The organism is Methylococcales bacterium (assembly GCA_030949405.1).
Classification (GTDB): Bacteria; Pseudomonadota; Gammaproteobacteria; order Methylococcales; family Methylomonadaceae; genus WTBX01.
In genome coordinates, this window is sequence record JAUZSN010000002.1 from 291975 (window position 1) to 309427 (window position 17453).

A 17453-nucleotide genomic window follows, 5' to 3' on the forward strand; every position below is an offset into this window, starting at 1 on the left:
TTTGTGTATCGACAAACACTATTATAATAGCGCAGAAAAGTATGCTTTTCCTCAGATAAAAACATGAAGAGCATCAAAATATTAAGATTAATAAAAATAAAGGGTCGTAAATAACGTTATTATCGTTTTGACTTATAAATGATTATAATTTCCAACGTCTATTTATTTAAAGCGTTCATCATTCCAAATTTTTAAGGAAAAATTAAAAAAATGGCATTATATGTGTATAAATTTGGGGGTACTTCCGTAGGTACTGTCGAAAAAATTCAAGCCGTCGCCGATAAAGTAGCACTCGCCCATGACGAGGGGCATCAAATTGTAGTGGTCGTTTCTGCTATGAGTGGTGAAACGAATCGGTTAGTCGATTTAGCAAAGCAAATGCAGATTCATTCTAATGCGCGTGAAATGGATGTACTCTTATCAACGGGTGAGCAAGTAACCATTGCATTACTGAGTATGGCCTTGTTAGAACGAGGGTATGTTGCACGTTCTTACACAGGACGGCAAGTGCCTATTGTTACGGATGGTAGCTATACTAAAGCCCGTATCTTATCTGTTGACGATACCCGTTTAAACGCGGATTTAGCAAAAAATAATATTCCGATTGTTGCAGGTTTTCAAGGCATGACGGAATATGGGTGTACCACAACATTAGGGCGTGGGGGGTCGGATACAACCGCCGTTGCTTTGGCTGCCGCTTTAAAGGCGGATGAATGCCGTATTTATACGGATGTTGATGGGGTTTATACGACCGATCCTCGTATTGAACCTAACGCACGACGTTTAAATCAAATTACGTTTGAAGAAATGCTAGAAATGGCGAGTCTAGGGTCAAAAGTTTTACAAATTCGTGCCGTTGAGTTTGCAGGAAAATACAATGTTGCCTTACGCGTTTTATCCTCATTTGAAGAGGGTGACGGAACACTTATTACTTATGACGAGGAATCAAATATGGAAAAAGCTTTAATTTCAGGTATCGCCTTTAATCGTGATGAAGCTAAATTAACGCTGACGGGGGTTCCTGATTTACCTGGAATTGCCTCAAGAATTCTGGCTCCTATCGCGGATAAGAATATTGAGGTGGATATGATTATTCAAAATACGGCCTCTGATAAAAATACCGATTTTACCTTTACTGTTCATCGTAATGATTATGATGAAGCTTTTGCTATTTTACAAGCTACATGTGATGAATTAGGCGCGAAAGAGGTCAGAGGGGATGATAAGATTGTAAAGGTATCTATTGTTGGGGTAGGGATGCGTTCTCATGCAGGGATTGCGAGTACGATGTTTAAAGCACTCGCGGATGAAAATATTAATATAGAATTGATTGCGACCTCAGAAATTAAAATTTCAGTGGTTGTTTATGAGAAATATTTGGAACTCGCGGTAAGAACTTTGCACGCCGCTTTCGGGCTTGATAAGGCGAAGACATAAGGGCTAAAGTTTTATTTTCAAATGAAAGCTGATATAATGCTTCGCTTGGTTGGAGTCTGTTTTTTTAGACAGTAGATTTTTATAGGAAGTAGGGAGATATTATGCTAATCTTAACTCGCCGTGTTGGAGAAACTTTAATGATTGGTGATGACGTTACGGTCACAGTCCTTGGAGTAAAAGGAAATCAAGTTCGTATTGGGGTTAATGCTCCCAAAGAGATTTCTGTTCACCGAGAAGAAATCTACGAAAGAATAAAGAAAGAACAGGCTGAATCATCTGGGTTAACAGGTTCAGACGAATAAGAAAATTAGGAGAGATGGCCGAGCGGCTGAAGGCGCTCCCCTGCTAAGGGAGTATGGGTTTTATCGCCCATCGAGGGTTCGAATCCCTCTCTCTTCGCCATATAACTAATTTTTTTAAAAGGATTTGAAAAACTTGTTGACAAGAAAAAGTATAAAAGGGATAATACACGGCTCAATGTAATGCGCCTGTAGCTCAGCTGGATAGAGTACTCGGCTACGAACCGAGTGGTCGGGAGTTCGAATCTCTCCAGGCGTACCATACATTAAAGATTTATTCCTCTGTAGCTCAGCTGGTAGAGCAAATGACTGTTAATCATTGGGTCACAGGTTCGAATCCTGTCGGAGGAGCCAAATAGAAAAGCCTTGAAAATTTATTTTCAGGGCTTTTTTTTATGCCTGTTGAATAATTTAAGTAAGGGACGTGGAAATTATAATCATCCCGTTAAATGACTTGGAACCGCGACTTTAGTCACGGGAAGCCTACATCACAAGAAAAGTGTTGCGTTCTACGCTCAACTTACCCCATCTTAAGTTAGGAACTCTACTTTTTAAAGTAAATAGGCTAAGCGTTCATTTGGGTAATTATATTTCTCCATCACCCTTATCGAATCGTTTGGGTGGAACAATTTATTTTTTTACACCCGTGTTAAACATGAGTAAATCATTTAAATAAAGGAATTTCATGGATTTGGAAAATAGTCTTCGTCTTGGTTTTGCCTTAGGAATCTTTCTTATCATGGTTATATGGGAAATATTAACCCCTAGACGACCGTTAGCCTTAACACGCATAAATCGTTGGTCGGTTAATCTAGGACTTGCGTTAAGCAATCAACTATTCGTTCGTTTTAGTGTTGGTGCAATGGCCTATTTCACGGCTATTTATGCACAAGAACATGGGATTGGCTTATTAAATTTAGGTAGACTTCCTGAGAGTGTAACGATCATTATTAGTCTATTAATTTTAGATCTTGCCATTTATGGTCAACATATTGCCTCTCATCAATGGAAGTGGTTATGGCGTTTACATCAGGTGCATCATAGTGATGTTGAAATTGACGTAACGACCGCCGTACGCTTTCACCCCTTAGAAATTATTATCTCCCTTGGCTATAAAGGCCTTTGCATTATAGTGATCGGTATTGATCCCTTTGCGGTTATTTTATTTGAAATTATCTTAAATGGGGCGGCAACCTTTAATCACAGCAATGTTAAACTGCCCTTAAGCTTGGATAAAAATTTACGCTGGTTAATCGTAACCCCTGATATGCACCGTATTCATCACTCAACGTATCAAACCGAAATGGATAGTAATTATGGTTTTTCTATTTCATTATGGGATAGACTTTTTAAAACTTATACGGAAAAACCTCAAGATCCCATGCTTACGATGCGTCTAGGACTTAATTATTTACGCGATCCATCGCAACTTGTTTTTTTGCAATTATTATTATTACCCTTTAGAAAATTTAAATAATCATTTATGTTACATACAGTGGGTTGGGATATTGGCGGCGCGCATGTTAAAGCGGCTTTAATTGATGAACATGGGTGTGTTCTTAAGGTTTACTTAGAAGCCAGTCCCTTGTGGAAAGGATTGGATTATTTAGACCAAGCCCTTAAAAATATTTTGACCCAACTTCCCGTGGCTGATTATCAACATGCGATGACGATGACAGGTGAGTTAGTTGATTTATTTGCATCGCGTGATGATGGCGTTGAAAAAATTATAAAGGCTTTACATGGGGTTATTGGGGACTCTGAACTCTTAATTTATAGAGGACAACACGGCTTTATTAAACCCGATCAATTAAAAATATCTCATACAATTGAAATAGCTTCAGCAAATTGGATGGCCAGTGCATCATGGGCTGCACAGGCTATAGATAACGTATTATTTGTTGATGTAGGAAGCACGACCACCGATATTTTATTATGTCAAAATAAGGTTGTTGACGCGCTCGGTTTGAGTGATTATCAACGTTTACAGTCACAAGAATTAATTTACACGGGCATTGTTCGCACGGCAGTGATGGCATTAACGCAAACCACCTTTTTTAAAGGGCAATCTATTGGCATCATGGCAGAATATTTTGCAACGATGGCCGATGTTTATCGATTGACGGGGGAACTCAATGAAGCGCATGATAAAACAGATACCGCCGATGGACAGCCAAAAACACTCGCGGCCAGTGCAAAAAGATTAGCTCGAATGATTGCTTATGATTTTACAGACAGTGAATTAGGGTTATGGAAACAATTCGCCCTTACTCTTAAATCACAACAAAAACAGCAAATTCAATTAGCGTGTCAGCGACAGTTAAGTCGAGATTTTTATGATAAGGATAAACCACTTTGCCTTATGGGTGCAGGTATTGGGCGTTTTTTAGTGAAGCAAATTGCCTTAGATTTAAAATTACCGTATCAAGATTTTTCGACCCTCTTTCATACAAAAATTGATAAATCAACCCTTTCACTGGCCGATTGCGCGCCTGCCGTGGCGGTTGGCTGTTTAAGATTGAAGTGTTAACTGCTGCTAAAATTGTTATAAAATAGTTTTTCTAACCCGCGATTAAACATCAAAACCTAATTAAGCGATTAACGTAATTAAGAACCCTACAAAACAAGCTATTCTTGGCTTGTTCTCATAAAAATGTCGGTTTAACGCCGACTATTAATCCTAATCTTTTAGCCAATACCCATTTATTGGCGTACCATAAACACATCTTAAGCTTAATTATTTTAACTGTTATAAATTTAGGAATTATCATTATGTCTGACATAGAAATTGCTCAAAAAGCTTCTATGAAACCTATTATTGGTTTAGCTGAAAAAAACTTTAACATTCCCATTGAACATTTAGACCCTTATGGTCATTACAAAGCTAAACTTTCACTTGAGTATATTAAAAGTTTAGATGATAAAGCCGATGGAAAGCTAATTTTAGTGACGGCCATGAGTCCCACCCCCGCAGGCGAAGGTAAAACAACGACGACGGTAGGTTTAGGCGATGCGATGAATCGTTTAGGAAAGAAAACGATCATGTGTTTACGCGAGCCATCACTCGGGCCGTGTTTTGGGTTAAAAGGGGGAGCTGCAGGCGGCGGGTATTCTCAAGTCGTTCCTATGGAAGATATTAACTTGCATTTTACAGGTGACTTTCATGCGATTGGCATTGCTCATAATTTACTCGCTGCGTTAATTGATAACCATATTCATCATAGTAATGAACTGAATATAGATGCTAGACGTATTCAGTGGAAACGGGTTGTTGATATGAATGACCGAGCCTTACGAAAAATTACCGTTGGACAAGGCGGGGTTACTAACGGTTATTTACGTGAAGATGGGTATGATATTGTTGTCGCCTCAGAGATTATGGCTATTTTATGCCTTGCAACAGGGCGTGCTGATTTAAAAAATCGTTTAGGGCGTATTATTATTGGTTATAAAAAGGATCGTGTTAGCCCTGTTTACGCCAGTGATTTAAAGGCTGAAGGCGCGATGGCAGCGGTTTTAAAAGATGCGATTAAACCTAATTTAGTGCAAACCCTTGAAAATAATATAGCCATTATTCATGGCGGGCCTTTTGCGAATATTGCACACGGGTGTAATACGGTGACCGCCACTAAAACCGCGTTAAAACTTGCCGACTATGCTGTTACAGAAGCGGGGTTTGGGGCGGATTTAGGGGCTGAAAAATTTATTGATATAAAATGTCGAATGGCAGGGTTAACCCCTTCGGCTGTAGTTTTAGTGGCAACCGTACGGGCCTTAAAATTTCACGGGGGGGTTACTAAAAATGAATTAAATCAAGAAAACCTTGACGCACTTGAGGCAGGTTTTGTTAATTTAGAGCGACATTTGAATAACATTAGAAATCATTATGGACTCCCTTGTGTGGTGTGTATTAATCACTTCACCTTTGATAGTGAGGCAGAAATTGCGTTATTACAACAAAAATGCGAGGCTTTAGAGGTAAAATGTGTGGTTTCTAAACATTGGGCCGAAGGAGGGAAGGGCGCTGAAACCTTGGCCAAAGAAGTTATCGCTATTGTTGATAATCGGGAACCTAGTTTTAGCTATGTTTATGATGAAAATTTAAGTTTATGGGAAAAAATAGAAGCGATTGCCACCAAACTTTATGGCGCTGCAACGGTTACCGCATCCCCTGCACTTAAAAAACAGTTAGCGAATTGGACAGTTGATTATGGAAAGTTTCCTATTTGTATGGCCAAAACACAAATATCTTTTTCCACGAATCCTGATATAAAAGGGGCACCATCAGGACATAATGTTGAAATTAGTGAAATAAGATTGGCGAACGGCGCAGGTTTTATTGTGGCTATTGCAGGAAATATGATGACAATGCCTGGCTTGCCTAAAATTCCAGCAGCCGAACGTATTGATATAAAGGATGATGGCACAATTACAGGGTTGTTTTAAACGGTTAATTATAAAAAAAACATCAATGACTTAAGTAAGGGTTAAATTATGAGCAATGAAAAATTTAGATTGGTTACTCGCAGTGACTTTGATGGCTTAATTTGTGCCGTTTTATTAAAAGAGCTGGATTTAATTGATGAGATTAAATTTGTCCATCCCAAAGACATGCAAGATGGAAAAATAAAGATTACTAATAATGATATAACCACAAACCTTCCTTATGTTGAAGGGGTTTATCTTGCATTCGATCATCATTTAAGTGAAGAACTGCGGAATGAAAAAAAGGATAATCATCTAATTAACATTGACGCACCTTCGGCGGCACGGGTTGTTTATAATTATTATGGTGGGGTGGATCGTTTTTCTTTTCGATGGAATGAAATGATGGATGCGGTTGATAAAGCCGATTCTGCCCAGTTTAGCCAAGAGGATGTTTTAAATCCTAATGGCTGGGTGCTAATGAATTTTTTAATGGATGCACGAACAGGACTCGGTCGTTTTAAAAATTTTACGGTTTCTAATTATCAATTAATGATGGCTTTAATTGATTATTGTAAAGATCATGGCATTCATGACGTTCTTAAACGACCTGATGTGATTGAACGGGTTACACTTTATAAGGAACATGAAAAAGCAGCAAAAGCGCAAATTAAACGCTGTGCAACGGTTCATAATAATTTAGTTATTTTAGATTTACGCAATGAAAGCAGCATCTATGCGGTTAACCGTTTTATGATTTACGCGTTGTTTCCCGAGTGTAATATTTCAATTCATGTCATGTGGGGGTTAAAACAACAAAACACCGTATTTGCCATCGGAAAGTCTATTTTAGATCGTAGTTCAAAGACAAATATTAGCCAACTTTGTTTGCATTATGAAGGCGGCGGACATATAAATGCAGGAACTTGTCAAATTGAAAATGAAAAAAGTGCTAAAATACTTATCGAAATTATTGCGAAAATTAACCGTGATGGCTAATTGAAGTACGAGTGTCTTTTAGCAGGTTCTAATCTAAAAAACCTGATAAGTCTTAGACTTATCAGGTTTTTTTACTGGGAAATAATAAATAAAAAAAATTTCTAAGTAAGATTTATACCTGCTAAAGGCCCGTGCGCCAATATTTTAATTATTTTTAAACCTAACCTTAAGTAAAAAAAACGTGATAGAAAACCTAAGAAATATTGCTATTATTGCCCATGTTGACCATGGTAAAACCACCTTAGTTGATGAACTTTTGCAACAATCAGGTACGTTTGCTGCACATGAAAAAACGACTGAACGAATGATGGACTCTAATGATATTGAAAAAGAACGGGGTATTACCATTCTTTCAAAAAATACAGCAATTGATTGGGGTGACTATCATATTAATATTGTAGATACACCAGGACATGCTGATTTTGGTGGCGAAGTTGAGCGTGTTTTATCAATGGTGGATTCGGTTTTATTACTCGTTGATGCGGTTGATGGGCCAATGCCACAAACGAGATTTGTGACTCAAAAAGCCTTTGCTTTAGGTTTAAAACCTATTGTTGTGATTAATAAAGTGGATCGTCCCAGTGCGCGTCCTGAATGGGTGGTTGACCAAACATTTGATTTATTTGATCGTTTAGGCGCGACGGATGAACAACTTGATTTCCCGATTGTTTATACCTCGGCATTAAATGGCTATGCCAGTTTAAATAGTGAGTCTCGAGAAGGGGATATGACTCCGTTGTTTGAAACCATCGTTGAAAAAGTCCATTCGCCTAAAGGGGATATTGATGGAGATTTTCAAATGCAAGTGATTAGCTTAGATTATAACTCCTATGTCGGCGTTATTGGTATAGGACGTGTTCAACGTGGGTCTATTAAAACAAATATGCCGTTAACCTTAGTTAATCGTGACGGTTCAAAAAGAAATGTACGCATGTTGCAGATTTTTGGATTTAATGGCTTGGATAGAGTTGAAGTTAAAGACGCGACCACCGGTGAAATTATCGCGTTTACAGGGGTTGATAAGTTAGAAATTTCAGATACGTTATGTCATCCTGATAACCCTGAAGCGTTACCCCCCTCTAATTATTGATGAACCCACGGTGAGTATGACTTTTCAAGTTAATAACTCTCCTTTTTCAGGGCGTGAAGGAAAGTATGTAACGTCACGACAAATTCGTGAGCGCTTAGATAAAGAATTACAACATAATGTGGCTTTAAATGTTGAAGAAACAGGGGATCCTGATAAATTTAAAGTCTCAGGGCGGGGTGAATTACACTTAGCTATTTTAATTGAAAATATGCGCCGTGAAGGTTTTGAAATGGGCGTTTCACGTCCTGAAGTGGTCTTAAGAGAAATTGATGGAAAACTGTGTGAACCTTTTGAAATGGTCACGATTGAAGTTGAAGAGATACATCAAGGTCCCATTATGGAAAAAATGGGTGAACGTAAAGGGGATTTACAAGATATGTTACCTGATGGTAATGGCCGTATTCGTCTTGAATATATCATTCCATCACGTGGATTGATTGGTTTTCAAACAGAATTTATGACGACCACATCGGGATCGGGTTTACTTTATCATGTCTTTGATCATTATGGCGCAATGAAATCAGGTGAGGTGGGCTCACGAAACCGAGGGGTTCTTATTTCAATGGCTAAAGGAAAAGCGGTTAACTATTCTTTATTTCCATTACAAGCACGGGGTGAATTATTAGTGGTTAATGGCGATGAAATCTATGAAGGCATGTTAGTGGGTATTCATTCTCGAACCAGTGATTTATCGGTGAACCCAACCAAACCTAAGCCATTAACAAACGTGCGGGCATCAGGAACGGATGAGAGCTTAACCTGTGCAAAAATTCAAAAAATGAGCTTAGAACAAGCATTGGAATTCATTGCAGAAGATGAGCTAGTTGAAGTAACTCCTGATTCTATTCGTTTGCGAAAAGTGTTATTAACTGAAAATGAGCGTAAACGCTTTGCAAGAGAAGCTGCATAAATTTTATCAATGAAGTTAAAAAAATAAGTAGGCCATGAACTACTTTTCTTAGTTACTAGACTTAAAATGAAGTGGTAGCTAATAATCATCATGAATTATTGTAGAGACGCAATGCTTTGCGTCTCTATCATTCTGCACTAATATTTACGTTTTATATTACCCCCCCCCTGAGATCTGAAACTTCCTGCTTTCGTTAATTTTTAAATGGAAAACCTGCTTTAAATATAGTCAACATTAAGACGACTAACGTAAGCTAAGATATTTTACTCGATAAAAATTAATAACCACATAGTCGTTTATTTTACGGCTCTCCTAGCTTAAATAGATCGCTAGAATTAAGATGTTTATGTTTTGGCACTATAAATGCTTTATATTTTTTACATATTAAATAATTTTAAATTTAATTAAATTCTAAAAATTAGATATTTATCACAAAAAATACAATACTGGCTACCAACTTAAGACGGGACAAAATAAAGAACTAACTGCGATATTCTTGTATCATAGGTTAATGACTAAAAAAACAGAACAACACAGAAAATACGCGCAGCTAGTCACGCAATTATCGCTGAAATTACAACAACAGGCAAGCAAACTGTTCGTAACTTAGCTTCAATTGTTGGTCGCTCAAAAAGCAGTGTGCATCGTCATCGTCAAGCGCAAACAAAGCGAAATCGACATCCTGAATCATCATTATGGGAAACCGAGGCAGGTAGTTCTTGGCAAAGATTAATGGTGTTTTCCGCCTTGTATGTCTTTGGATTAAAGGCAGGCGTAGGTGCAGAGACTTTATCGCTGTTTTTTAAAATGATACGGATTGACACCCATGTGGGCGTATCACCCGACGCACTGCGGACTCAAATCAATAAAATGGAAGTCTTATTGCCGCAGTTTCAGCAAGAATGCGAAAAAGTGTGAAAAAACAAACACGTAAAGTTGTTGCTGGGCTGGATGAGACTTTTTCGGCAACTTTATGATTTTAGTTTTAATGGACTTACGTTCTGGCTATCTTTTGTTGGAAGATATTAGCGATGATAGGTGCTACGATACTTGGTATAAAAAGGTTTCGCCACGATTAGAATCATTAGGCATTGAGGTTAATCATGCGATTAGTGATCGCGCTAAGGCGTTGATAAAAATGGCAGTGACGGGGTTTAAGTGCGAATCGGGGGCAGATATTTTTCATGCTCAACAAGATATGAGTCGCTGGTTAGGCGCGAAAATCGGCAGGCGTGCAGCAAGGGCTGAAAAACAGCGGCAAGCAGCGCAAACCGCAGAGTCTACTGTTTCTAAAACGGCAACGATGCAGAAAATTATTGGACTTAAAACAACACGGATAACGGCTGAAAAAGAGCTTGAAGAAGCCAAAAAATACAAACAGATTATCACGAAAACTTACAAGGGATTGCGGATGAAGTTCATCCTTTTTCACTCAATGATAGTCGTAGAAACGATGCGGAACAGGTTGAGAAGTTGCTAGAGTTAAGAGCGCGAGCCTTTGAAAAAATAGCGGAAAAACAAGGGATTAACGATCATAAAGGCGTGATGAAAAAGTTTCGTAATCAAATAAAACCGTTAGCGGTATCCATCAGTTTTTGGTGGCTTTGGGTACGCGAAACCTTGCAAAATTTGGGGCTTGATGCGGATACCGAATATTGGTTGACCACAACATTATTACCCGTTGTTTATTGGCATCAGAAAATGGAACAAACTAAAAGCCGCAGGTCAAAGGAAAACTATCGAAAAGCTTGGGAAACCGCGTCTGATAAGCTCAAATCAGACCCATTTAGTGCAAAGTTATCAATCAGTGAAATGCAGCGATGGCTAACATTGGCGGAGCATATGGCAAGGCAGTTTCAACGCAGTTCATCTGCGGTGGAAGGGCGAAATGGCTGTTTATCGCAAATGTATCGCAATGGGCGAGGTTTGAATAAAAAGCGATTAAACGCGTTGACGGTCATTCATAACTACGGAATCAAACGTGAGGATGGCACAACCGCCGCCATGCGTTTATTTGATACCGAGTTTCCAGACTTGTTTTCATGGCTACTGAATGAAATGGGCGAGTTACCGCTTCCTAGAAATAGTCGAAAGCGTGTGTTTTCTAACCCTTTGAAATTGCTGGATGTCCCGTCTTAAATTGGTAGCCAAAATACTCATGCTAAAAAAATATTATGTAAAATATCTCCCTAGATTGGGTGTTAATTTAATTGGTTGCTCTAGGCTATAAAAGTACACGCATAGAGACTTATTTATTGGAAAAATTTGAGAAAATAAGTTAGTGCTTGAAGCCTATTATTATTTTTAGAATTAAACATAAAAAGCAACTAACCTTATCTTCTTAACTGTCATTTTTTTGTCATATATAAAGCGTACTATTAAATTTTATGGCAAATAACTCATTTATCTCGGTGGAAATTATGTCAAAGCTCACAACATTAGCATTTCTTGATTTTAATCAACAACAACAACAGGACTTTTATTCAATCTTAATTTTATCCACACAGGGTCTTGATGAGGAATGGGAAATCGTTGATAAGACACTAGCAACGGTTATTTTTGTACATTATGATGAGACGATTACCCAATCTCAATGGGAAGAAATAGAAGCCGCCTACCCAATGGCAAAACTTGTCGCTTATAGTGAAAATTTAGCCCACATAGAGACACAATGGACGTTATTAACCAAAACAAACAAACCGCCATTACGCTCAGAATTAATCAGACTACTCAATCAAATAGGGGCTGAAAACCTTAATGTTAACGTGAAGGTTAATGAAAAATTGAGTGTTAAAGTCAGTGAAAAGCCTAGCATTGTTGAAGAAACCGCTAAAATAAGCTCAAAATCCCCCTTCTTTTTATCCGAACACTATTTTTTAAGTATTGTGCAAAATAGCTTGCAATCGGGGAATACGTATCGATGTAAATTTCAAGATAATATAAGTCTTTATCTATTACCTAAGCAAAATTGTTATTTTTGTTCGGCTGAAATAGTGGATCTATATGCCTTATTTTTGACGCATCCTGACAAAATTGAAATTACTATGATGAGTGAAAAAGAATTAAAACAACAGGTAAAGGGCTTAAAAACAAAAGCGTTAAATGATTTATTGTGGCATTCAACCGTGACTGTATCCAAAGGGCGGTTTATGAAAAGTCATGATCCTGAGCAAAATGTGCGTTTAAAATATTGGCCTGATATTTCACAGGTGAGTTCTAATAAAAGTTATTTACCGATTGCCTCTTTTATGAGTAATAACATTGCAAATGTTATTAAAATTTCACAACATACGGGGCAAAAACTAAGTGATGTTTTGGATTTTCATAATGCGTGTAATGTGTTGGGCTTAGTTGATACGATGACCGACTTATCAATAGATTTAAAAGTAAACACAAATAGAGCTCAATACTACAATCAGCCTATTCCTAGCACTCTTTGTTTAGAAGTTGCCGCCTAATTGATCGTTTTTTAAAACATTAGCCTAAAGGATTACTTTACATGGGTATAAAAATAAAGGAATCGCACTGAATTCAGGTAGGAATAAACGACTTAAGGTCGTTTAAATCAGCTTATTGTTTACGGCAATAAACTTTTATTTTTCATATTGCCAAATTTTTCTTCATCCATTTTCAACCGTATTTTGTTCAAAAAATAACGATTATTATAAAAATAGCTTGCCCGTTACTTTTTATTTCAATGGCTTGTTAGCGGCTAGTTTTTGATCTTTATTGACGGTTAATGTAACTATCATCTTGATTTTTTTAATAGTTTTTGTAGAATTAAAAAGCACCCCTCTAAATTAATAACTATTTACACAAACTCAGGTTAAAATACCCCCTATTTTTTGAGATTGAGTTTAATTAGACTATGCGATCCCCCTTTTTATTATTGGCAACGCTCTCAGCCCTATGTGCTGTTGTATTGGGTGCCTTTGGCGCACATGGACTACAAGCTATCTTAAGCCTTAAAATGTTAGCCATTTATAAAACAGCGGTTACCTATCAAATGTGGCACGCATTAGGATTAGGTCTTATTGCAATCTTCAAACAACAAACACCGAATTCAAAACTATTAGAGTGGTCGGGATGGTTGATGTTTGTTGGGATTGGTTTATTTTCAGGGAGCCTTTATTTATTAAGTGTACTTAATTTGAAATGGCTAGGAATGATTACGCCCCTAGGTGGGGTTGCTTTTATAATCGCATGGATACTGTTCGCCATTTATGCGGCACAAAAAGATTTATCCAAGGGATGACTTGCAATTTTGAAAAAATTCCCCCATTTAGGGTTAGATTTCTTTATTTGAGTAATGATGAATGTTACTCAGTTTATTTATGTCTTGCAAATAGGAACAACAGTGAATTTTAGAGGAACAACAATTCTTTCAGTCCGCCGTGGTGATAAGGTTGTCATCGGTGGTGATGGTCAAGTGACCCTAGGCAATACCGTGATGAAGGGCAATGCACGTAAAGTACGGCGTTTATATCATGACAAAGTCATTGCAGGATTTGCAGGTGCAACGGCGGATGCGTTTACCTTATTTGAACATTTTGAAGGTAAATTAGAAAAGCATCGTGGGAACTTAACCCGTGCAGCCGTTGAAATGGCTAAAGATTGGCGTACAGATCGTGCCTTGCGAAAATTAGAAGCGTTACTTATTATTGCGGATTCAAAGGCAACGTTTGTTATTTCAGGGAATGGTGATGTTATTGAGCCTGAACATGACTTATGTGCGATCGGGTCAGGCGGCGCGTTTGCAGAATCCGCTGCCCGTGCTTTATTAGCCAATACAGACTTAAGTGCGTGTGATATTGTTGAAAAGTCACTTCATATTGCGGGTGACATTTGCATTTATACCAATCACAATTTACGCATTGAAGAATTAGACGCAGAACCTAAAGAGTAAACCTATGAGCCAAATGACCCCAAAAGAAATTGTAAGTGAATTAGATAAACATATTATTGGACAAGGCAGTGCAAAACGTTCGGTTGCTATTGCCTTAAGAAATCGCTGGCGACGTTCTCAAGTAAGTGAAGAATTGCGCGATGAGATTACCCCTAAAAATATTTTAATGATTGGCCCGACGGGTGTGGGAAAAACCGAAATTGCCCGTCGATTAGCTAAATTAGCCCATGCCCCTTTTATTAAAATTGAAGCGACCAAATTTACCGAAGTCGGTTATGTGGGCCGTGATGTTGAATCCATTATCCGTGATCTAGCGGATATGGCGGTTAAAATGACACGTCTAACCGCAATGGAGAAAGTGAGAAGTCGTGCAATAGATGATGCAGAAGAAGCGATTTTAGACATTTTATTACCGTCGGCTGATGGGGGAATGCTATCGGATTCAGAAGAAGCAACGCGTCAAAAAATGCGGATAAAATTACGCGAAGGTAAATTAGACGATAAAGAAGTTGAAATTGATGTGGAAGTAGGCTCGGTAGGCGTTGAAATCATGGCCCCTCCAGGCATGGAAGAGATGACCAATCAATTACAAGGCATGTTTCAGAATATGAGCAGCGGTAAAACGAAAGCCCGTAAGCTCAAAATTAAAGATGCAATGAAGGTCTTGCAAGAAGAAGAGGCTGAAAAACTCGTTAATGAAGATGATATTAAGCAAGCTGCGATTGAATCGGTTGAGCAGCATGGCATTGTCTTTTTAGATGAAATTGATAAAGTTTGTAAACGCTCAGATGCGGGCGGTGGTGGCGGTGAAGTTTCGCGTGAAGGGGTACAGCGTGATTTACTGCCTTTAGTTGAAGGCAGTACGGTGAGTACTAAATTTGGCATGATAAAAACCGATCATATTTTATTTATTGCCTCAGGAGCGTTTCATTTAACCAAACCTTCGGATTTAATTCCTGAATTACAAGGGCGTTTTCCAATTCGGGTCGAATTAGAAGCGTTATCAGCGGATGATTTTGTACGAATTTTAACGGAACCTGATGCGTCATTAACGGAACAATATGTTGCCTTGTTAGCGACCGAGGGCGTTGAATTAACGTTTAGCGAAGATGGGGTTAAACGGATTGCTGAAATTGGTTGGCAAGTTAATGAAAGTATTGAAAACATTGGGGCAAGACGTTTGCATACGATTGTTGAACGTTTACTTGATGAAGTTTCATTTGATGCCCCTGATAGAAAAGAAAAACAGGTTGTGATTGATGCGGCCTATGTGGACAGTCATCTAACTGAATTTGCTGAAGATGAAGATTTAAGTCGTTATATTTTATAATGAAACCTAAAATAGCCATGCTAATTTAATTAGGAGTTATGGCTATTTTTGAGATTTTATAAAAAACCGTCTCATTGTCTTATTTGAAAATAATGTGAACCGTTTATAGGTTAATCTCTATTTTTTACAAACAGAACAAATAGGCGAACTTAAACTGCGGGTTGATTCTTTGCCACAAGAATGACACTATTTTTTCGATATAATGTGGGTTTTTAAATCGTGACCAGTTGCGGTGACATTTTATGCACAGCGGTTTGACGTGTGTGTAAGTTTAAGCGATGTTAAGCAACGAATACAATAGCCTTCATCGGTCATAACGTCTATTTTTAGGGCGTTTTTAACAATGGATACCGCCTCTTTATACGCGTGTGTAAACGCGTTTAAATCCTGACTTCGCGTTAATAATATCCCCCATTTCACGATTATTTTTTTCTGAAAATTCATAAATATTCATTGAGGTAATGACCATGCTACCCTCATTGAAATAACACTTGGCATGTAAGTTTTCAAAAAAATATAAAGAAACATTGTCTAAGGACAGGAGCTTTTGTTTTTCAGTCGCTTTAAGCTCATTTTTACCATAAATAATCGTAATTTTTATATTTCGTTCCGCCGTATCTTTTAAACGCTCAAACATCGTTTTTGAAAATTTCAAATAAGGCGAAAATAAAAATAATTGATCTTTAGCGGTAAGAATAATTTGTTCGATTTGATACGTGCCTGCACTCGTTGTTAAAAACTCAGCCATTGACTTACAAGCGTTCTAAATAAATTTCAACAAAGGCTTCACTCCGTAAACGACGCATCCAGAGTTCCGTTTCTTCTTCAATTTTTCGGCGACGAATTTGCTCCCGTACTTGGTTCTTTCCAAATTCACTGCTGTCATCTTGTTCATCTCGTTCTAATACTTGAATAAGATGCCAACCAAAAGGCGATTGAATCGGTTCACTAATTTCACCAAGTCCTAGTCTATTCATAGCCTGTTCAAATGCAGGGACTAAAACCCCTGATGTTACCCAGCCTAAACCCCCGCCTTTAAGTGAGGACGCGGTATCATCTGAATGGGAACGGGCCAGTACGGCAAATTTATCCCCATCTTTGATTCGTTGTTTTAATCCCTGTAATTTTTGTTGAGCATCTTCATCATTAATCAGTTCATTGGTTTTTATTAAAATGTGCCGCACGTTAGTTTTCGTTACACTGTGCGATTGGTCTAAATCAATATTTCCTTTTAAATCCAATAGCTTGATGATATGAAACCCACTTGGACTTCTAACCGCTTCAGCAATGTCCCCTTTTTTTAAGGTTGGGACAATATCTGTAAAGATTGTGGGCATTTGGTCAATGGATCGCCAGCCTAAATCCCCGCCCGTTAAGGCACGATTTCCTTCTGAAACACGTAAGGCTAATTGTTTAAAATCTTTACCTTGGCGTAATTTAGCAATAATCTTATCGGCTTTTAAGCGTGCGGTTTGTATTTTTGTCGCGTTTGCACCTTCTGGCAGCGCAATTAAAATATGCCCTAGATGATAGCTCACATTCTCATCAATACCTGACCGTGTTTCTAAATAATGCTGAACTTCTCGGTCGGTTACCTTTATTCGATTAGAAATTTCACGAAGCCGTAATTGTTCTAAAATAATTTCACTTTTAACTTTTTTTGCAAAGTGTTGGTAATTTAAGCCTTGGCTTTTAAAGGTCTCTTTGAATTGTTGCAAATTCATTTTATTTTCACGGGCAATATTAGCAATAGCGGATTGCAGCATTTCATCACTGACTTGCGCCCCTGAGCGTTTGGCTAATTGATATTGCAATTTTTGCAGAATTAACCGCTCTAAAACTTGCTTTCTTAAGACTGCTTCAGGCGGCATTGGCATTTGATTGGCAATGATCTTTTTAGCAATAACCGCAACCTCTTGGTTTAATTCACGATTAAGAACCACATCCTCTTCAACAATGGCAATAATATGATCAAGGGGTTCGGCTTGTGCTTTTAGACTGAAACAAGAAAGTCCCCAAATAAAACTAATAATAATTATCTTACGCATTGTTTGTTC

15 protein-coding genes, 3 tRNA genes and 1 pseudogene are annotated in these 17453 nt (G+C 38.0%); 17 read left to right on the forward strand and 2 right to left on the reverse strand.

Annotated features, from left to right (window positions below; genetic code table 11):
• Positions 1–210: 210 nt before the first annotated feature.
• The 17 genes and pseudogenes from Q9M50_01585 (at position 211) to hslU (ending at position 15396) form a co-directional block, all read left to right on the forward strand.
• Positions 211–1437, forward strand: coding sequence for an aspartate kinase (locus Q9M50_01585; GenBank protein MDQ7089329.1), 1227 nt, complete (start codon positions 211–213; stop codon positions 1435–1437).
• 101 nt (positions 1438–1538) lie between these two features.
• Positions 1539–1739, forward strand: coding sequence for a carbon storage regulator CsrA (gene csrA / locus Q9M50_01590; GenBank protein MDQ7089330.1), 201 nt, complete (start codon positions 1539–1541; stop codon positions 1737–1739).
• 8 nt (positions 1740–1747) lie between these two features.
• A tRNA-Ser gene (locus Q9M50_01595) sits at positions 1748–1839 on the forward strand.
• Between the two features lie 82 nt (positions 1840–1921).
• Positions 1922–1998 (forward strand) — tRNA-Arg (locus Q9M50_01600).
• Between the two features lie 16 nt (positions 1999–2014).
• Positions 2015–2090 (forward strand) — tRNA-Asn (locus Q9M50_01605).
• Between the two features lie 337 nt (positions 2091–2427).
• The gene (locus Q9M50_01610; protein ID MDQ7089331.1) at positions 2428–3213 is read left to right on the forward strand and encodes a sterol desaturase family protein; all 786 of its coding nucleotides are present in this window, start codon (positions 2428–2430) and stop codon (positions 3211–3213) included.
• 6 nt (positions 3214–3219) lie between these two features.
• Entirely contained in the window at positions 3220–4266 is a 1047-nt protein-coding gene (locus Q9M50_01615; protein ID MDQ7089332.1) for a hydantoinase/oxoprolinase family protein, read from the forward strand.
• A 242-nt stretch (positions 4267–4508) separates the two neighbouring features.
• The gene (locus Q9M50_01620; GenBank protein MDQ7089333.1) at positions 4509–6182 is read left to right on the forward strand and encodes a formate--tetrahydrofolate ligase; all 1674 of its coding nucleotides are present in this window, start codon (positions 4509–4511) and stop codon (positions 6180–6182) included.
• Positions 6183–6230: 48 nt separating this feature from the next.
• Positions 6231–7160 carry an exopolyphosphatase gene (locus Q9M50_01625; GenBank protein ID MDQ7089334.1) on the forward strand — a complete coding sequence of 310 codons (930 nt, stop codon included), beginning with the start codon at positions 6231–6233 and terminating at the stop codon, positions 7158–7160.
• A 181-nt stretch (positions 7161–7341) separates the two neighbouring features.
• Positions 7342–9160, forward strand: a pseudogene (gene typA / locus Q9M50_01630) (translational GTPase TypA).
• A gap of 639 nt (positions 9161–9799) precedes the next feature.
• Entirely contained in the window at positions 9800–10078 is a 279-nt protein-coding gene (locus tag Q9M50_01635) for a hypothetical protein (GenBank protein ID MDQ7089335.1), read from the forward strand.
• Positions 10079–10133: 55 nt separating this feature from the next.
• Positions 10134–10640 (forward strand): hypothetical protein, encoded by a 507-nt coding sequence (locus Q9M50_01640; GenBank protein ID MDQ7089336.1) that lies wholly within the window; start codon positions 10134–10136, stop codon positions 10638–10640.
• A complete protein-coding gene (locus tag Q9M50_01645; GenBank protein ID MDQ7089337.1) occupies positions 10634–11299 on the forward strand; it encodes a DUF6399 domain-containing protein in 666 nt (221 codons plus the stop codon). Before Q9M50_01640 ends, Q9M50_01645 begins: the two co-directional genes overlap by 7 nt.
• 281 nt (positions 11300–11580) lie before the next feature.
• Positions 11581–12618, forward strand: a complete 1038-nt coding sequence (locus tag Q9M50_01650; protein ID MDQ7089338.1) for a hypothetical protein — start codon at positions 11581–11583, stop codon at positions 12616–12618.
• 410 nt (positions 12619–13028) lie between these two features.
• Positions 13029–13415, forward strand: a complete 387-nt coding sequence (locus Q9M50_01655) for a DUF423 domain-containing protein (protein ID MDQ7089339.1) — start codon at positions 13029–13031, stop codon at positions 13413–13415.
• A gap of 57 nt (positions 13416–13472) precedes the next feature.
• Complete coding sequence (gene hslV / locus Q9M50_01660) at positions 13473–14066, forward strand: ATP-dependent protease subunit HslV (protein MDQ7089340.1); 594 nt, start codon at positions 13473–13475, stop codon at positions 14064–14066.
• Between the two features lie 4 nt (positions 14067–14070).
• Positions 14071–15396, forward strand: coding sequence for an ATP-dependent protease ATPase subunit HslU (hslU, locus tag Q9M50_01665; protein ID MDQ7089341.1), 1326 nt, complete (start codon positions 14071–14073; stop codon positions 15394–15396).
• A gap of 358 nt (positions 15397–15754) precedes the next feature.
• On the opposite strand, the gene Q9M50_01670 is transcribed toward hslU, so the two are convergent.
• Complete coding sequence (locus Q9M50_01670) at positions 15755–16144, reverse strand: phospholipase D-like domain-containing protein (GenBank protein MDQ7089342.1); 390 nt, start codon at positions 16142–16144, stop codon at positions 15755–15757.
• Between the two features lie 4 nt (positions 16145–16148).
• Positions 16149–17444: a peptidylprolyl isomerase gene (locus tag Q9M50_01675; protein MDQ7089343.1), complete on the reverse strand. Its 1296-nt coding sequence runs from the start codon at positions 17442–17444 to the stop codon at positions 16149–16151.
• Between the last annotated feature and the right edge of the window lie 9 nt (positions 17445–17453).